Origin of the sequence: Shewanella sp. KT0246 (assembly GCF_019654955.1) — a bacterium.
Taxonomy (GTDB): Bacteria; Pseudomonadota; Gammaproteobacteria; order Enterobacterales; family Shewanellaceae; genus Shewanella; species Shewanella goraebulensis.
In genome coordinates this window covers 13,479-28,752 of record NZ_BPEV01000032.1, presented here as the reverse complement: position 1 = coordinate 28,752, position 15,274 = coordinate 13,479, and the positions used below count along the sequence as shown (strand labels likewise).

General features: G+C 39.2%; 12 protein-coding genes. 5 read left to right on the top strand and 7 right to left on the bottom strand.

The genetic code is table 11. The features are described from left to right. Positions 1-118: 118 nt before the first annotated feature. Positions 119-355 (bottom strand): hypothetical protein, encoded by a 237-nt coding sequence (locus tag K5Q58_RS15540; RefSeq protein WP_220754820.1) that lies wholly within the window; start codon positions 353-355, stop codon positions 119-121. Between the two features lie 181 nt (positions 356-536). Here K5Q58_RS15540 and K5Q58_RS15535 point away from each other — a divergent pair, with 181 nt between their 5' ends. The 4 genes from K5Q58_RS15535 to rlmM all read left to right on the top strand — a co-directional run bounded on the left by K5Q58_RS15535 (position 537) and on the right by rlmM (position 3,963). Beyond that, positions 537-1,451: a transcriptional regulator GcvA gene (locus K5Q58_RS15535; protein ID WP_220754819.1), complete on the top strand. Its 915-nt coding sequence runs from the start codon at positions 537-539 to the stop codon at positions 1,449-1,451. 57 nt (positions 1,452-1,508) lie between these two features. Then, a complete protein-coding gene (locus K5Q58_RS15530; protein ID WP_220754843.1) occupies positions 1,509-2,240 on the top strand; it encodes an alpha/beta fold hydrolase in 732 nt (243 codons plus the stop codon). A 38-nt stretch (positions 2,241-2,278) separates the two neighbouring features. Then, positions 2,279-2,668, top strand: a complete 390-nt coding sequence (locus K5Q58_RS15525; protein ID WP_220754818.1) for a DUF423 domain-containing protein — start codon at positions 2,279-2,281, stop codon at positions 2,666-2,668. 200 nt (positions 2,669-2,868) lie between these two features. Beyond that, positions 2,869-3,963 carry a 23S rRNA (cytidine(2498)-2'-O)-methyltransferase RlmM gene (gene rlmM / locus K5Q58_RS15520; RefSeq protein ID WP_220754817.1) on the top strand — a complete coding sequence of 365 codons (1,095 nt, stop codon included), beginning with the start codon at positions 2,869-2,871 and terminating at the stop codon, positions 3,961-3,963. 118 nt (positions 3,964-4,081) lie between these two features. Here the strand turns inward: rlmM and K5Q58_RS15515 are convergent, their stop codons facing one another. Beyond that, the gene (locus K5Q58_RS15515) at positions 4,082-5,092 is read right to left on the bottom strand and encodes an isocitrate dehydrogenase (RefSeq protein WP_220754816.1); all 1,011 of its coding nucleotides are present in this window, start codon (positions 5,090-5,092) and stop codon (positions 4,082-4,084) included. A gap of 482 nt (positions 5,093-5,574) precedes the next feature. Between K5Q58_RS15515 and K5Q58_RS15510 the strand changes: the two genes are divergently transcribed. Then, complete coding sequence (locus K5Q58_RS15510; protein ID WP_259651364.1) at positions 5,575-8,337, top strand: prolyl oligopeptidase family serine peptidase; 2,763 nt, start codon at positions 5,575-5,577, stop codon at positions 8,335-8,337. Positions 8,338-8,452: 115 nt separating this feature from the next. Here K5Q58_RS15510 and K5Q58_RS15505 read toward each other — a convergent pair whose 3' ends face one another. The 5 genes from K5Q58_RS15505 to K5Q58_RS15485 all read right to left on the bottom strand — a co-directional run bounded on the left by K5Q58_RS15505 (position 8,453) and on the right by K5Q58_RS15485 (position 15,162). Next, complete coding sequence (locus K5Q58_RS15505) at positions 8,453-8,920, bottom strand: DUF3192 domain-containing protein (RefSeq protein WP_220754814.1); 468 nt, start codon at positions 8,918-8,920, stop codon at positions 8,453-8,455. A gap of 3 nt (positions 8,921-8,923) precedes the next feature. Continuing rightward, on the bottom strand, positions 8,924-9,700 hold the full coding sequence (gene xni, locus K5Q58_RS15500) for a flap endonuclease Xni (protein WP_220754813.1): 777 nt from the start codon (positions 9,698-9,700) through the stop codon (positions 8,924-8,926). 174 nt (positions 9,701-9,874) lie between these two features. Further along, the gene (gene ppnN, locus K5Q58_RS15495) at positions 9,875-11,239 is read right to left on the bottom strand and encodes a nucleotide 5'-monophosphate nucleosidase PpnN (protein WP_220754812.1); all 1,365 of its coding nucleotides are present in this window, start codon (positions 11,237-11,239) and stop codon (positions 9,875-9,877) included. Between the two features lie 35 nt (positions 11,240-11,274). Continuing rightward, positions 11,275-12,831: a GGDEF domain-containing protein gene (locus K5Q58_RS15490; RefSeq protein ID WP_220754811.1), complete on the bottom strand. Its 1,557-nt coding sequence runs from the start codon at positions 12,829-12,831 to the stop codon at positions 11,275-11,277. Positions 12,832-13,002: 171 nt separating this feature from the next. Continuing rightward, positions 13,003-15,162: a hypothetical protein gene (locus tag K5Q58_RS15485; protein ID WP_220754810.1), complete on the bottom strand. Its 2,160-nt coding sequence runs from the start codon at positions 15,160-15,162 to the stop codon at positions 13,003-13,005. Positions 15,163-15,274 lie beyond the last annotated feature (112 nt).

Below are 15,274 nucleotides of genomic sequence, written 5' to 3'. Positions count from 1 at the left end.
AAGTGATTTATCAGCGAACTTGGATAATGTAAAATAATTGCTAATAAATAGACATAAAAAAACCGCATTACCATAAATTTGGCTAATGCGGTTTTTTTGAAACTGTTTTTACAGTAGATTATTCAGCAATGCGAACTTCTGCTGTGGTCACTGTTGTTTTGTCTTCTTTGTCGGCAACTAAAGTGCTTTTTACATCAACATCAATGTCTTTTTGCATGTCTGACATGCTTTGTTCAAACTCAGCATTGATTGAAGCTTGAAGATCGCTGATATCAATGGTGGTATCAGTTGCGTTTGCAGCAAAAGCAAAAGAAGAGAGTAAAGCTACAGTCGCTAAAGTTTTTAAGTTAAACATAAAGGGTCGCCTCCGGGCTGACAAATCACACTGTCGGACACTCCCTCTTTTCCATATTGAGATTGTCCAACTCACTAAATTTCAATGGTTATAATTTAAACGAACAGAGTGTTCTTTACAAACGACAAAAAATAACGATAATCATTAGAAAAACTAATTAAAAAACGAGAGATTGATCACTATGTCGAGAAGATTGCCACCTTTAAATGCTGTTAAAGCATTCGAAGCAGCTGCTAGACACTTGAGTTTTACTCGTGCAGCAGAAGAGCTATTTGTCACTCAAGCGGCGGTGAGTCATCAAATTAAAGCATTGGAAGATTTTTTAGGCTTAAAACTATTTCGTCGTAAAAACCGTTCTTTGCTATTAACCGAAGAAGGGCAGAGTTACTTCCTCGATATTAAAGATATATTTATCCAACTTGGTGATTCAACCGACCGCCTTTTAGCCAGAAGTGCGATAGGTTCATTGACCGTAAGTATGTCACCAAGCTTTGCTATTCAATGGCTTGTGCCAAGGCTAGCAAAATTTAGCGAAAAAAATCCTGATATCGATGTGCGAATTAAAGCCGTGGACAGTGAAGCTGATTCGTTAACTGATGATGTGGACGTGGCTATTTATTATGGCCAAGGAAACTGGCCTGGACTGCGCGCCGACAAATTGCGTAATGAAGTGCTTATTCCAGTATGTTCACCTTTATTGTTGAGTGGTCCTAAACCATTAGAGAAACCTAGCGATTTAAAAAATCATACCTTATTACATGACTCAAGCCGCCATGATTGGCAAGCTTGGTTTAGACAATGCGGGATTAGTGAAATTAATGTTAACTCTGGCCCTATCTTCAGTCATTCGTCTCTTGTGCTACAGGCTGCGGCGCATGGTCAAGGTGTGGCACTGGGCTATAGCGTACTAGCAAGACCTGATATTAAAGCCGGTCGATTAGTGTGTCCTTTTTCTGAAGTGCTTGTTAGCAAAGATGCATATTATCTTGTTTGTCAGCAAAATCACTCAGAACTTGGCAAGGTGGCCGCGTTTAGAGAGTGGATGGTGGACATGTTTGCTGAAGAATCCCGTAGCGAACTACTGGCTGGTGGCTAATACGGTTCCAGTGACTAGTACAAGAATCAAACTTAATGAGCAGTAATAGAAACAATGATGAAAGTTGATGAAGCAGTACCTAATAAACCCACTCAAGCCATTGAATCTATTTTACTGGGTGAGCCAAGTAAAACCTTAGTGGTATTTGCTCATGGCGCTGGCGCCAATATGCATTCAGATTTTATGGAGCAAGTAGCGGAAGACCTAGCTAAAACAGGCGTACAAGTTTTACGGTTTAATTTTTTGTATATGCAAGCCAACATGCAAGATGGAAAAAGAAGACCGCCTGATAGAGCGCCTAAGTTGCTTGACTACTATCAACAAGTTTTAGCCGACGTATTGAATCAAATTAAAGACGGCAGTTTGGTCACTGAAAATATATTCCTTATGGGTAAATCCATGGGAGGCAGAATGTCAGCTATGCTAATGACCCCAGAGTTAAGTGACATTGCTAAAGTGGAAATCCACCCAGAGTTTGAGCAAGTTAAAAAGCTTATCAAAGGCGTAGTGTGTTTAGGTTACCCGTTTGTGCCCCTTAAAGGTGGCGAACCACGTTTAGCCCCCATCAATAATGCCACGATTCCAGTGATGGTGTTGCAAGGGGAGCGAGATAAATTTGGTGGTAAAGCTGAAATCCCAAATTGGCCAATTGATGAATCAATCTCATTAGGGTGGATTACCGATGGCGATCATAGTTTTAAACCTAGGAAGTCGTCAGGTACAAGTTTAGAGGCTAATCTGCAAGCCTGCGTTAAACAATGTCAGCAGTTTATGGCATCACAGATTTAATCACTTTTTATGATAGTAGAATTTATAAAGGCAATGAAATGAAAAAAGGCTTGTTATTGTTAGCGACACTGAGCGGTTTTTTAGCGGTAGGGTTAGGTGCTTTCGGCGCTCATGGACTTAAAAATATCGCCCCACCTGAACTTGTCGCTATTTTTAAGCTAGGTGTTGATTATCATTTCTATCATACCTTCGCGATCATTGCGGTGGCATTTGCCGGCCATTGGATATCTTCAAAATTACTTAATTGGGCAGCGGGTTTGTTTTTTGTCGGCATATTGCTGTTTTCAGGTTCGTTATATGTGTATGCATTTACGGGGGCTAAATGGATTGGTCCGATAACGCCAATGGGCGGTTTTTGTATGCTTTTAGGCTGGTTGTTGTTTGCGGTGGCGATTTTTAAGCAAAATGACGACGTTAAAGCCAGTTAGCTTTAAAATTTAATATTCGTTATTTAATCAAGGCAGCTGAAATACACCATTTCAGCTGCTTTTTTGTTTTGTTTTTTTTGTATCTTCAATTTACACAGTGTCAGTAAAGTTGCGTATAATGCAGCTCATTATTGTATTTTTATTCGTACACACTAACGCAATTTATTATTGAACGGCGTTATTGAAGCTTAAGGTTCACCATGAAAAACCTATTTTTGTTCTGCCGTGCAGGCTATGAGAAAGATTGTGCTGCAGAAATTCAACAGCGCGCAGCTGACTTGAATATTGGTGGTTTTGTTAAAACCAATACCAACGATGCCTATGTTATTTACCAATGCTTTGAAGAAGATGGTGGTGAGCAGCTAGCTAAAAAAATTGACTTAAACTCATTAGTGTTTGCTAGACAAATGTTTGCAGCAAATGACTTATTAAAAGACTTGCCAGAAACTGATCGCATGACGCCAATTGTGGCTGCATTAGCGGGAGTAACTAAAGCTGGTGAGTTAAGAGTTGAGACCCCAGATACCAACGAAGCAAAAGAGCTTTCAGGTTTTTGTCGCAAATTTACTGTGCCGCTTCGTCAAGGCTTAAAAAAATCAGGTTCTTTACTTGCGCAAGAAAATGATAGAAGACCGATTATCCACGTATGTTTTGTTGCACCCGGTCAAGCTTATGTCGGTTATTCGCTGACCAATAATAGCTCGCCACATTTCATGGGTATTCCACGTCTTAAAATGGCGGCTGATGCACCAAGTCGCTCAAGTCTTAAACTAGATGAAGCTTTTGGCCACTTTTTAACTAAAGAAGAGCAAGAGCAACGCTGTCGTTCTGGTTTACATTCAGTCGATTTAGGCGCTTGTCCTGGTGGCTGGACTTATCAGCTTGTCCGCCGCGGTATGTTTGTGGCGGCTGTTGATAATGGTCCTATGGATCAAAAGTTAATGGATACAGGGCAAGTACGTCATTACCGCGCTGATGGTTTCCGTTTTGAGCCACCAAGAAAGAATATTTATTGGTTAGTGTGCGACATGGTTGAGAAGCCTTCACGGGTTGCTGAGCTTATGGAAGCTTGGGCGATTAATGGATGGTTTAAAGAAGCCATTTTTAACTTGAAACTACCAATGAAGAGCCGTTATAAAGAAGTAAGACAAATTCTTGATACTATGGCTGAGATTTTAAAAGAAAACGAAATCGACGACTTTAAAATTCAATGTAAGCACCTTTATCATGACCGTGATGAAGTGACGGTGCATTTATGGGTTAAGCCTAATACAGCTTGGAATTTTCACGATTAAGTAGCAGCTGATATCGCGTGTTCATATCGCGAATAAATAAGAGATATTAAAAAGCCCTTAGTGAATCACTAAGGGCTTTTTTAAAGGTTTTATATTACCGACTTATTGCCGTTTAAAATTAACCTAAACGGTCAATAACAGCTTGAGTGAAGTCAGTAGTACCATGAGTACCACCTAAATCACGTGTAGTACGGTCGCCTTCTTCGATCACTGCAGATACTGCACTGCGGATCATTTCAGCTTTATCTGCCATACCTAGGTACTCAAGCATTTGGATTGAAGCAAGAATAACAGAAGTAGGGTTAGCTAAGTTTTTACCAGCGATATCAGGTGCGCTGCCGTGTACTGCTTCAAAAATTGCAGCGTCACTACCAATGTTAGCACCAGGAGCCATACCTAGGCCGCCAACAAGACCTGCACATAAGTCAGATAAAATGTCACCGAATAGGTTAGTGGTAACTAAGACATCGAAGTTTTCTGGATTCATAACCAACTTCATACAAGTTGCGTCTACGATCATTTCTTCTGTTTCGATATCTGGGTAACGTAGGCTAACTTCACGTGCCACTTTCAAGAATAAACCTGAAGTAGATTTCATGATGTTGGCTTTGTGAACGATAGTGACTTTTTTGCGGTTTTCTTTTCTTGCAAGTTCATAAGCAAATGTTGTGATTTGCTCAGCGCCTTGACGTGTAATGATACTGGTGGCTTCTGCTGTAGCACCGTCATCAGATACTTTTTGACCTAGACCTGAATACATACCTTCAGTGTTTTCACGTACTGTAATGATATCAATATTGTCGTAACGTGCTTGAGTACCTTTAAAAGAAAGCACTGGACGTACGTTAGCGTATAAGCTGAATTTTTTACGTAAGCTAACGTTAATTGAAGTAAAGCCTTCACCCACTGGAGTCGTAAGTGGACCTTTCAAAGTAATACGGTTCTTCTCGATGAGATCTAAGGTACGCTGTGGTACTAATTCACCTTGTTTTTCTAGTGCGGCTAAACCGGCGTCTGCAAATTCATATTCAAAGTCGCAACCAGCCTTGTCGAGAATCTTTAAAGCGGAATCGATAATGCTTGGTCCAATCCCGTCACCTGGGATTACGGTTATAGTACGTTTTGGCATGGATAGTCCTTCCACTTAGTGGTTACTGCATTTTCCTGTAAGTGTTAATAACACGGTTACGGGACGATTAACTAACGGTTTTGTTGCGGCGCATTTTAACGAATTTTGAAATTTTTTTACAGGATTTAGTGAGTTTAATCACATATTTTTTATATTTTTTAAGTTAATCCTCAGCTGATTGCTTTAAGATATTCACAACAGCTTAATTTAAAGGTTCAATATGCGTCATATTTCGACTTTGATTGTTGCTAAAACGTTAACTTAGCGGGTCGATTTACCAAGACAGCTTATTGAGGTTAGATTTTTTGAACAGACGACTTTGGTCTAACAGCTTAATAAATAAACTTTATTATCAAGTTCGCTAATTTTAATACGATACTGAACGATATATTTCAAATTGAAGCCAATGTGTCGTTTTATCAAGGTTGAAGTAGAAATGAGTCATTAAGGCTTAACTGCTTAAAATAATAAATATAATGAGGATGACTTTGAAGTTACATAAACTTATTCCTTTGACGTTATTGACAGCGTCAATGTCGCTCACCGCGGCAGAACAAGCCACTTCTTTATCGCTGAATGACATCATGCATTTTGAAACGCTGAAACAGCCTGTACTTTCTGATAATGGAAGAACATTGGCAGTTGAAGCTATGCCTGATAGAGGTGATAGCCGTGCTTTAATCAATATCATTGAGTCTAAGAAGCAGTTTGTTATTGATGGCGGATCAGACGTTAAAGTAAATAGCCAAGGTAGCTATGCTATCGCGACGCTTAAACCATCTTTATTAGACAAAGAAACTTTAAAGAAGTCAGAACTTAATTCTGGACTGGCATTACTGAATACAGCAACGGGTGAACAACAACGTTTTGAAAAGGTAAAACAGGCAGAGTTTAGCGATGATGGATTATTTTTAGCGATCTGGTTTGACGTTGAAGATGAAAAAGAGGCTGATTCAGATGATAAAGATGCGCCTAAAATCAATGAAAAAGACATTGGTAGTGCGATTAAGCTGATTAAATTAGCTGACAATTCTAGCCATGATTTTATCAACGTAACTCAATTTGCTTTTGATCGAGTGGGTAAGAACTTTGTTGTAGCCATAAATGACAACAAAGCAAAACAACATTTCATCAAAAAGGTAAACCTAGCGAATAATACGCTAAAGCAACTGTATAAAAGTACTGATAATCAAATAGGTGAGTTAAGTCTATCTGACGATGGAAATTGGTTAGCCTTTACTCAAGGTAACGCAACTGATGACCGGGATGAGCGTGAGTATCAACTTTCGTTATTGAGTTTGGAAACCTTCGAGCTTAAAGATACCCCACAAGATGATGATTGGACATTAAACCAATATTCTAAAGTCTTTTTCTCCGAAGACAGTTTACGTCTTTTCTTGGGGCGTGTCCCACAGGTTGATAAAATTATCTCGCTTGCAGAAATAGAAACCGAAGCTGATTTATTTGATGAAACGGTGGTAACTGGTCTGCGCAATTTAAAAGTCTGGCATGGCGACGACCCCAAAATTAAGCCTCATGAAATCAAGCAATATTCAAAAGAGGTACAGCGCACTTATTTAGCCGTGCTTCATATTAATGCTAATCGCGTTGTTCAACTTGCTGATGAAACGATCCCTAATGTTCTGTACGGGGAGCAACAGCGTTATTTGTTAGCGACATCTGATGTGCCTTACCAGAAGATGATTACTTGGGCTGGTTTTTATCAAGATGTGTATTTAGTTGATTTAAACACGGGAAGAAAGCAGCAGTTATTAACACAGCATCCAACAAATGAAATGCCAACATTGTCACCAAACGCACGCTTTGTTGCATATTACCAGCAAGGTCAGCTATTTATGTATGACATTGCAGGAGTAAGAAAGCACACTATTTCAAGAGATATTAGTGTGAGTTTTGCCAATGAAGACCACGACTACCCTGGTAATGCCCCTAGCTATGGGTTTGGACCTTGGTTGGCCGATGGTTCTGGCATTATCGCTTATGATAAATATGATGTTTGGCAGTTCAATACATCGTCTTTTGACGGATACATGCTGACAAAAGGGCAAGGTCGTGAAACGAGTACGCAGTTGAGAATTGAAGGTCTATATGAAGATCAAAATGCTCCAGCTGAAGTGATTCAAGAACAGTCTGTGCTTATTCATGGTTATAACGAATCGACTAAAGCTGATAGTTTATATAGTGTGACGATTGGTGTACCAGGTTTGACAGAGTTAGTGGACAGTAAAGCTAAGCTTAAAGTTCTTGCGCGTAGTAAGAATGCTGACACCATTGTGTATTCAAAAGAGCGCTATGATTTATACCCAGACCTTTACACAGCAAGTGTGACTTCACCAAATGATGCGGTTAAACAAACGGATCTTGATAAGCAACGCGATGGCTTTAATTGGGGCAGTGCTGAGTTGGTTCAGTGGAGCGATGCTGATGGCCGTAAAACCGATGGTGTATTAATTAAGCCCACCAATTATCAAGAGGGCAAGCAATACCCTGTGATGGTTTATTTCTATCGTTTTATGAGTGACCGTTTGCATTCATTCCCTCACATGGCAATTAACCATCGACCTAACTTTGCTTGGTATGCTGATAATGGTTACGCTATTTTCTTACCAGATATCAGATTTGAAGTCGGCTACCCTGGTGCATCAGCGGTTAAAGGATTAACTTCAGGGGTACAAAAGCTGATTGATATGGGAATTGCAGACCCTGATGCTGTAGGTATCCAAGGTCACTCTTGGGGCGGTTACCAAACGGCTTTTGCTGTGACTCAAACCAACATCTTTAAAGCGGCTGTGACTGGCGCACCAGTATCGAATATGACCAGTGCTTATAGTGGCATTCGTCATGGTTCTGGTTTAGCACGTCAATTCCAATATGAAACAGGGCAAAGCCGTATTGCAGAAAGCTTATTTCAATCTCCGCAAAAATATATTGAGAACTCACCTGTATTTTACGTCGAGCGCATTCAAACACCTATGATGATAATGTTTGGTGACAAGGATGATGCGGTGCCTTGGGAGCAAGGGGTTGAACTTTATTTAGCTATGCGCCGTACTGGCAAAGATGTGGTGTTTTTACAATACGAAGATGAGCCACATCATTTGAAGAAGTACCCTAATAAACTGGACTACACTATTCGAATGAAGCAGTACTTTGACCATTACTTAAAAGGGGCAAAAGCACCAGAGTGGTTAGAGAAAGGTGAGGCTTATAAAGAATATAAGTAGCCTCAAGATTTACGGCCTATTTAATCACAAGCTTTGGCCAAGCTAGACATAAAAATGCCACTTAATGTGGCATTTTTTATGTCTGAATTTTAAGGGTTTCATTTAAAATTAGAGGCTACTTTTGTAGAGATTTATTAGCCTGTTTTTCTTCACTAGCAGCAGGTTTGGAAGTTACTACCGGTGATGATTCGATGACAACATTCAATATTGGGATTTGTAGAAACTGATCGTAAGTTTCTTGCCCCCAAGCTATGAGTTGATCATCTTTAAATAACAATGGGGTACACTCATCTTTGGTTGTTATACCATCAGATTTCACGTGATGCGTGCGGTAAAACATAATTTGAAAGTTAGCATCTTCGGTGGCTTTAGCTTCAGTAAAGTCAGCTCGTCCCATTTTCTGACGAATACTCGTGATACTCTGACCAATGGTGATTTCGCTAAGCATCCTATGATTAAATTCTTGCCTATCTTGCCAGCTGCGGTCTTCTGGGCGAGGTTCATAGACGAGTACTACGGTAATGGCAAACACGACGTAAGCAATAAACATTGAGGCAATAAGAAACGACAGGGAAGGCTTCATTGTCTAAACTCTCCCTTCATTGTTGGAAGGGACTCTGAATTGTTTTAGGTTAATGTTGAGCGGCATATGACATTGAAGTTGGGCAAGTTTATAGCTCACTCGCGCCATTTCTTTACCGTCTAATAACTTCTGAGCTTGTTTGGCTCCAAGGTTATCAATTGATTTGTATAAGTTGGCAAGACTTCTGAATTTGTTGAGTAAGTCAGCAGCTGACTTAGGGCCAATTCCAGCGATGCCAGGAACTTTGTTTCCTGAGTCGCCGGCTAATGCAATAAAATCCAAAATTTGATTTTGCTGCACAGCGAGCTTTTTTTCATATTCTTTAATATCAAAATATTGCTGCTTAAAGTGATCCCATATATCAATATTATTCTGACTGATTTGGCCAAAGCCTTTATCGGTAGAAACAATGATGGCTTGACCATTATTTTCAGCAATTTTTGTCGCTAAAGTCGCAATTACATCATCAGCTTCAGATACTGCGTCATGTGAATTTACGTGGACTTCAGCTAAAGCTGTTTTGATATCAGTTAAGCCTGATTTTAACGGAGCAGGCATTGGCTTGCGGCCTTTTTTATAGTCAGGATATAACTGTTTTCGCCATGACTCCTTATCGCCATCCCAAACAACAACAGCATGGCTGGGCTGATGATGTTTAAGTAGTTTTTGGGCAGCTGAAATGGTGCGCTCTTTTACACTGGTGATATCATTTTCATCTGGCAGTACAGCATGAATACGTCTAACAAGATTGAGACCATCAATGATCAATAGTTTATTCATGTTTTATCTTTTCGTTGCTGGTGACATGGCTCAATTGAGCCGTTGCAGGGAATATTTTATTATTAACATCACAGGATAACCTATTCCATATGGCGCAAATAATAATGACTAATCATATAGCTATTTAACATGATATTAAACAACGTCCTGTATTTTACTTTGTCAAAGTGGCTTCTAGTCATCAGGGGTAACAATTTGATAGCAAGGGACATAAGCGCTACCCGGCAATTTCATTCTTTGCTGTTTAACAAAAGCGTTTAACAGTTTATCCATCATTTTCATCAATTGCTTGTCACCACGTATTTCAAAGGGGCCATATTCTTCAATTAATTTGATGGTATTACTTTTAACGTTACCTGCCACGATACCTGAAAAAGCGCGCCTAAGCGTTGCCGCAAGTTCTGCTTTGTTTGGCTGAAAATATAGATGCAAATTCCCCATCACATCGTGAGTAGGCTCAAACGGTAGTTGAAACTCAGGCTCTATTTTTAATGACCACTGAAATTGATAGGCATCGCCTAAACTCTTACGCATCTCTTTTACCTTCAGCATGCCTTGTTTCATTGTGCGGCCGACTTTTACTGGATCATTAATAATGATTTGATACTTGTCCTGCGCTTCTTGTCCTAGTGTTGCAGCAATAAAAGCATCGATTTCGATAAAATAATCTTCACTTTCTTTAGGGCCTGTAAGAATGAGTGGAAACGGCAGTGTTTGATTAGCTTGGTTGAGCAAAATGCCTAAGATATACAGTAATTCTTCTGCCGTACCCGCACCGCCAGGGAAGATAACAATCCCATGTCCTAAGCGAACAAAGGCTTCTAAGCGTTTTTCGATATCGGGCAATATGACTAATTCATTGACGATCTGGTTTGGGGGCTCGGCGGCGATAATACTTGGCTCTGTAAGCCCTATGTATCTGGCATTATTGACTCGTTGTTTAGCATGTCCAATAGCCGCGCCTTTCATGGGGCCTTCCATGGCTCCAGGGCCACAACCAGTGCAAATATCTAAGCCTCTCAAGCCAAGTTCATAGCCTACTTCTCGAGTATATTGATATTCAGTGGGGTTGATACTATGACCGCCCCAACATACCACGACGTTGGGATCTTTCATTGGAGAAATGACTCGAGCATTGCGTAGAATATCGAACACAACATTGGTTATGTGACTGGCGTTAGTGAGATTGATGTGTTTTAAATTATCGTATTTGTTATCGATATAGACAATGTCGCGTAGTACTGCAAAAAGATGCTCTTGAATACCAGCAATGATCTCTCCATCAACAAAAGCTTGCTCAGGAGGGTTAATTAATTCAATGAGTAGGCCACGTTCGCGCTGCAACACATTAATATCAAAGTTGGAATACGTATCGAATAAGGCCTCAGAGTTATCACTTTGGAGGCCTGAGGCGAGTACAGCAAGGGAGCAGTTTCTTAAAAGTTGGTATAGTTCGCTTTTAGCGCTTTGTTTAAGGCGATTAACTTCCATTTGAGACAATTGATCTAAACTGCCTCTGGGACTTATTTTTATAATCATAAGCAACTCCTCTAAGAGATGAGTTGCATTTGATATTAAATATCGATTACGACTCTATCTCTGCCATTATTTTTGGCTTTATATAGGGCAGCATCAGCACGTTCAAAAGTCTCTTCGATACGTTCGTTGTCCATAACTTGCGCTGCACCAATGGATAATGTGACGGTAATACGCTGATTCTTAAATTTAAAAGGAATGTTCTTAATTTTTTCTCGTACACGGTTTAATAATAAACCAATATTGTCTTCATTGACTTCTGGCAGCAATAAAACAAATTCTTCACCGCCATATCTTGCAACAAATTCACTCTCTCTAAGGGAGTTTTTGAGCGCCATTGCGATAACTTGTAAGGTCTTATCACCGGTACTGTGACCAAAATTATCATTCACAGATTTAAAGTAATCAATATCAGTGACTGCGACCCAAAGTGGGGTATTAAACCGTTTATGGTTTCTAAACTCTTGTTCCATACGATCTTCAAGAGCTGCCCGATTGGGTAATTGAGTTAGCGGATCGAGTAAATTAAGTTTTTGGTGCTCGAATAACTTTTCTTTATAGGCATTGGCTTCTTTAGTCATGCTTGAGAGTTCTTTTCGCATCGACTCGATTGATTTACGTAATAAAGCTTGTTCCCGACTTTCTAATGCCTCTTTGCGACTCAAGGCATCTTTTAGTGAAGCAAGTTGTACAGTAAGTGCAGTCTTTAATGACAATGAATCATCGGACTCAATGAGAATTCCATCTGCATTATCTACACGTAAGTTAATTTCTTTATTAAGTTGAGTCTTAATTTGCTGTGAGCGATCGTTGTTGTTAGCTGTGTTCGTGACAACATCGCGCACAACACTAATGGCATCATTTAATGAATATAAGAAATCTTGAGATGCAGTTTTCTCACGAGCAATGTTGTTGAGCAATAAACTTAAAATGGTTTGATAAGATTCAAGCAAAGTATTGAGTTTAATATCACCCATTAACACTTCTTTCATAACCAGAATCTGATCACGTTGCTCTTTTCTAAACTCTATCTCTGAAATTTTATGTGCCAACTCTTTCGCTAGGATAAGGTGCTGAGGCAAGATGACATGGTCATCGCTATCTGCAAATTCCTTTTGAAGAATATGTTCATAGAAACTAATGACCTGTTCTACTTTTGGGATGTACTCCCATATAGTATGGATTGGCTTATTGAGATCTTTTTTGAAGTAATTAATTTCTTTTTTTATTTCATCAGGTGCAGAGTCAACTCTTTGAATCTGGCTGATGACACGAGAAAGACTAGTGCGACTCTCTTCTAAGCGGGTCATAGTGTGGTGATATTGGCCTTTTAAAAGGCGTTCAATTTCCACTAATTCTGGTAGGGCTTCATCAATTTGATCATAGCCTTGCAGATGATGACGTAATTTAGCTAAACGATTGTCGAGCTCTAGGTTCTGTCCTTTACAAGCTAGACTCAAATGCCCTAAAAATTGGATTAAAGTGCGTAATTTTTCATTACGATCTTCATGGATTTCTTCGAGGGCCAACTTAGCTGAATTAAGTTTCTGTTTTAATAATGAAACTTGCGAGACAGCAGTTGAAGAATCTTTCATGCTTTTTGGCTCCCTGAAATGAACAAATAAATTACTAACAACTTCAATCATCTAGCGAGTTGAATGTTACAGATTGTATAGTAAAACCCACACTTTTAATATGCTATCAACTAACTATATATTTATATCGGCCAGTTTGAATAAAAGCTGAACTAACTGAGGCTTTTGTGGTTAATTTTTAGGCCATTTAATATCTGAAATAGTCCTATTAGTTTCAGCTCGAATAATGCCTCTTTGCAATGCATGCGTTAGGTTTAAATATAAAGGCTTGAAAAAGATTGCAGCTGGGGCAAAGTTTAATGTTCGGATACTGACGTAAGTATGGCCTATATCTATGCTTTTTGCTGCCGCCAATGCATATTGTACCGTTTCAAACTGTAATTCGGTGGTGAGTCTTAAATCCGGGTTCGCCAACAAAGGCAAATTGATGTGACCCATGATGCAATCTAATTCAAGGTTATGTAACTCTGAGTAGTTGGGCACATTGCTATTGATTGTTAACGCTTGATGAGAAAGTACCTCCGATATTTGAATCAAAGTTTGCTCTGGTGCTAAAGAGTCTGTAAAACAAAATGCAAACTCACCGGGTTTAATCAAATAAACTTTGCAACTTAATTGTGATTCAAATTGATTGATTAAGTTTTCAGTGATGATTTTAGATTCTGTAAGTCCAAATTCATTGTCTAAATCGGCTAATAGCTTAACATTGACCAGTGCTATGGTTTTAGGTGAGTTCTCATCAGACATGCAGTGAAGTAGCCCTTGGTACCCTTTAAGTTGAGTTTGAGGCTCTTGTAGCACTTGTGTGGCGAGTAAAGTCTTCTGTTGTTTAAAACTGTTTAACCTTTTTAAGCTATAAAGCCAGGCAAAAGATAAAATAAAGATGGCGGCAAGCAAGATAATAATAGCCATTTGCTGGTCTTTACTGTTTTTAATATAACCACTAAGTTTGTGCTGATAGATATTGATTTCAAACTTTAATTTTTCTTCAGTTAAGTTTGAGGAGAGTGTTTCTTCAACAGGGTCTTCTTCTGTACTTTGTTGCATTTGGACTAATCTGTCCATCATTTCCAATGCCGCAGGGTAATTACGTTCTTCTCTGTATGCGTTGGCTAAATATTCAAGTGCTTCTTTTTGAGCATCAGGTAATTGCTTTGAGTCGGCTATGATTAATGCTGCGACCCCGTGGGTTATTGTTTCTTTCCATAATGACTGTTCAGACAATGCTTGGGCAAATAGCAATTCATTATAAACAAGATAATGCATGACCCCTTTTTCTCTGAATATATCATTAGCCATTTGTAGGTAATTCATTGCTGAAGGGTAATTACTTAAATGAAGATACGCTTCACCAATATTATGGAAATTAAGCCCTTGGCTAATTCTCCTATTGTGCTTTTCATCCAATTGCTGAGCATTAAGGTAGTAGTCAATGGCTTTATTCCATTGTTCTTGATTAGCGTAGATCATCGCAATGACAGTCATCGCTTTAGACTGAGATGCATCTCGCCCCAGTTTTTGATAACTGATAGCAGCTTCGTTGGCGTTTTTAAGTGCTTCATCCCATTGACCTAAGTCACGGTAAGCACGAGATAATTGAAATTGAGTTTGCGCTTGAATGACGGGGTAGTCTAAGCGATTCGAAATTCGATAAGCTTCACTGTGATGCTGCAGTGCTTTAGCTAATTGATTGCGGCCAGTGTAATAGATGCCTATTGCTGTTTCAGATAGGGCAATGAAGTAATCATTACGCAGTCGGTAGGCAATTTCTCGATAGCGTTTGTAATGATATAAGGCTTGCGTGTCTTGTTTCACTAAAGTGTGCAAGGAACTCAAGTTTTGATGCAATATAAATTGCAAATTTAAACTCTGAGTATCATTGAGATTGTTTATTTTATTAAGGGCTTCTTTAAATAAAATTATCGATTGTTTGTACTGTTGATCCTCAAGGCCTCTTATTCTGCCTTCGAGCAGTAAAATAATTGCTTCTTGCATAGGCGTTTCAGCAAGAGACTCAAGTTGCTGTGTTAATAAACGGGCATTATTTATTTTATCATCTGCTTTGAGCGCTGTTTCCAGAAACAGCCGCGCCAGAATCTCTAAATCTGCTTGTAACTCATCTGGGCGATATTTTAAAGAGTCTGCAACTGCTTCAAATTCAGAGCGATTATTAAATGACAGTGGAAACTGAGTACGAGCTGAAAGTCGCTCGAACAAAATATTAGGGGTTTCTATAAACTCAATCTCACGTTGCTGGTTAATCTCAGCGTGAGCTGGAAAAGTTACAATTAATAACAGTAAGGTGTGATAGAAAAGAATCAATTTTTGCATAAGTTAATGACGACCTTATTATTATTTTTGTAAGCTTTTGTTGGAAGTAGGTGGGCGAACAATCGCGCTTGTTATAATATCACTTGGTAAAAAGTAAACTTACAGCAAAGAA

Excerpts from the sequence above, each read along its gene's own strand:
- K5Q58_RS15540 (WP_220754820.1), bottom strand. The coding sequence starts at position 355 with ATGTTTAACTTAAAAACTTTAGCGACTGTAGCTTTACTCTCTTCTTTT.
- K5Q58_RS15535 (WP_220754819.1), top strand. The coding sequence starts at position 537 with ATGTCGAGAAGATTGCCACCTTTAAATGCTGTTAAAGCATTCGAAGCA.
- K5Q58_RS15530 (WP_220754843.1), top strand. The coding sequence starts at position 1,509 with ATGAAAGTTGATGAAGCAGTACCTAATAAACCCACTCAAGCCATTGAA.
- K5Q58_RS15525 (WP_220754818.1), top strand. The coding sequence starts at position 2,279 with ATGAAAAAAGGCTTGTTATTGTTAGCGACACTGAGCGGTTTTTTAGCG.
- rlmM (WP_220754817.1), top strand. The coding sequence starts at position 2,869 with ATGAAAAACCTATTTTTGTTCTGCCGTGCAGGCTATGAGAAAGATTGT.
- K5Q58_RS15515 (WP_220754816.1), bottom strand. The coding sequence starts at position 5,092 with ATGCCAAAACGTACTATAACCGTAATCCCAGGTGACGGGATTGGACCA.
- K5Q58_RS15510 (WP_259651364.1), top strand. The coding sequence starts at position 5,575 with ATGACTTTGAAGTTACATAAACTTATTCCTTTGACGTTATTGACAGCG.
- K5Q58_RS15505 (WP_220754814.1), bottom strand. The coding sequence starts at position 8,920 with ATGAAGCCTTCCCTGTCGTTTCTTATTGCCTCAATGTTTATTGCTTAC.
- xni (WP_220754813.1), bottom strand. The coding sequence starts at position 9,700 with ATGAATAAACTATTGATCATTGATGGTCTCAATCTTGTTAGACGTATT.
- ppnN (WP_220754812.1), bottom strand. The coding sequence starts at position 11,239 with ATGATTATAAAAATAAGTCCCAGAGGCAGTTTAGATCAATTGTCTCAA.
- K5Q58_RS15490 (WP_220754811.1), bottom strand. The coding sequence starts at position 12,831 with ATGAAAGATTCTTCAACTGCTGTCTCGCAAGTTTCATTATTAAAACAG.
- K5Q58_RS15485 (WP_220754810.1), bottom strand. The coding sequence starts at position 15,162 with ATGCAAAAATTGATTCTTTTCTATCACACCTTACTGTTATTAATTGTA.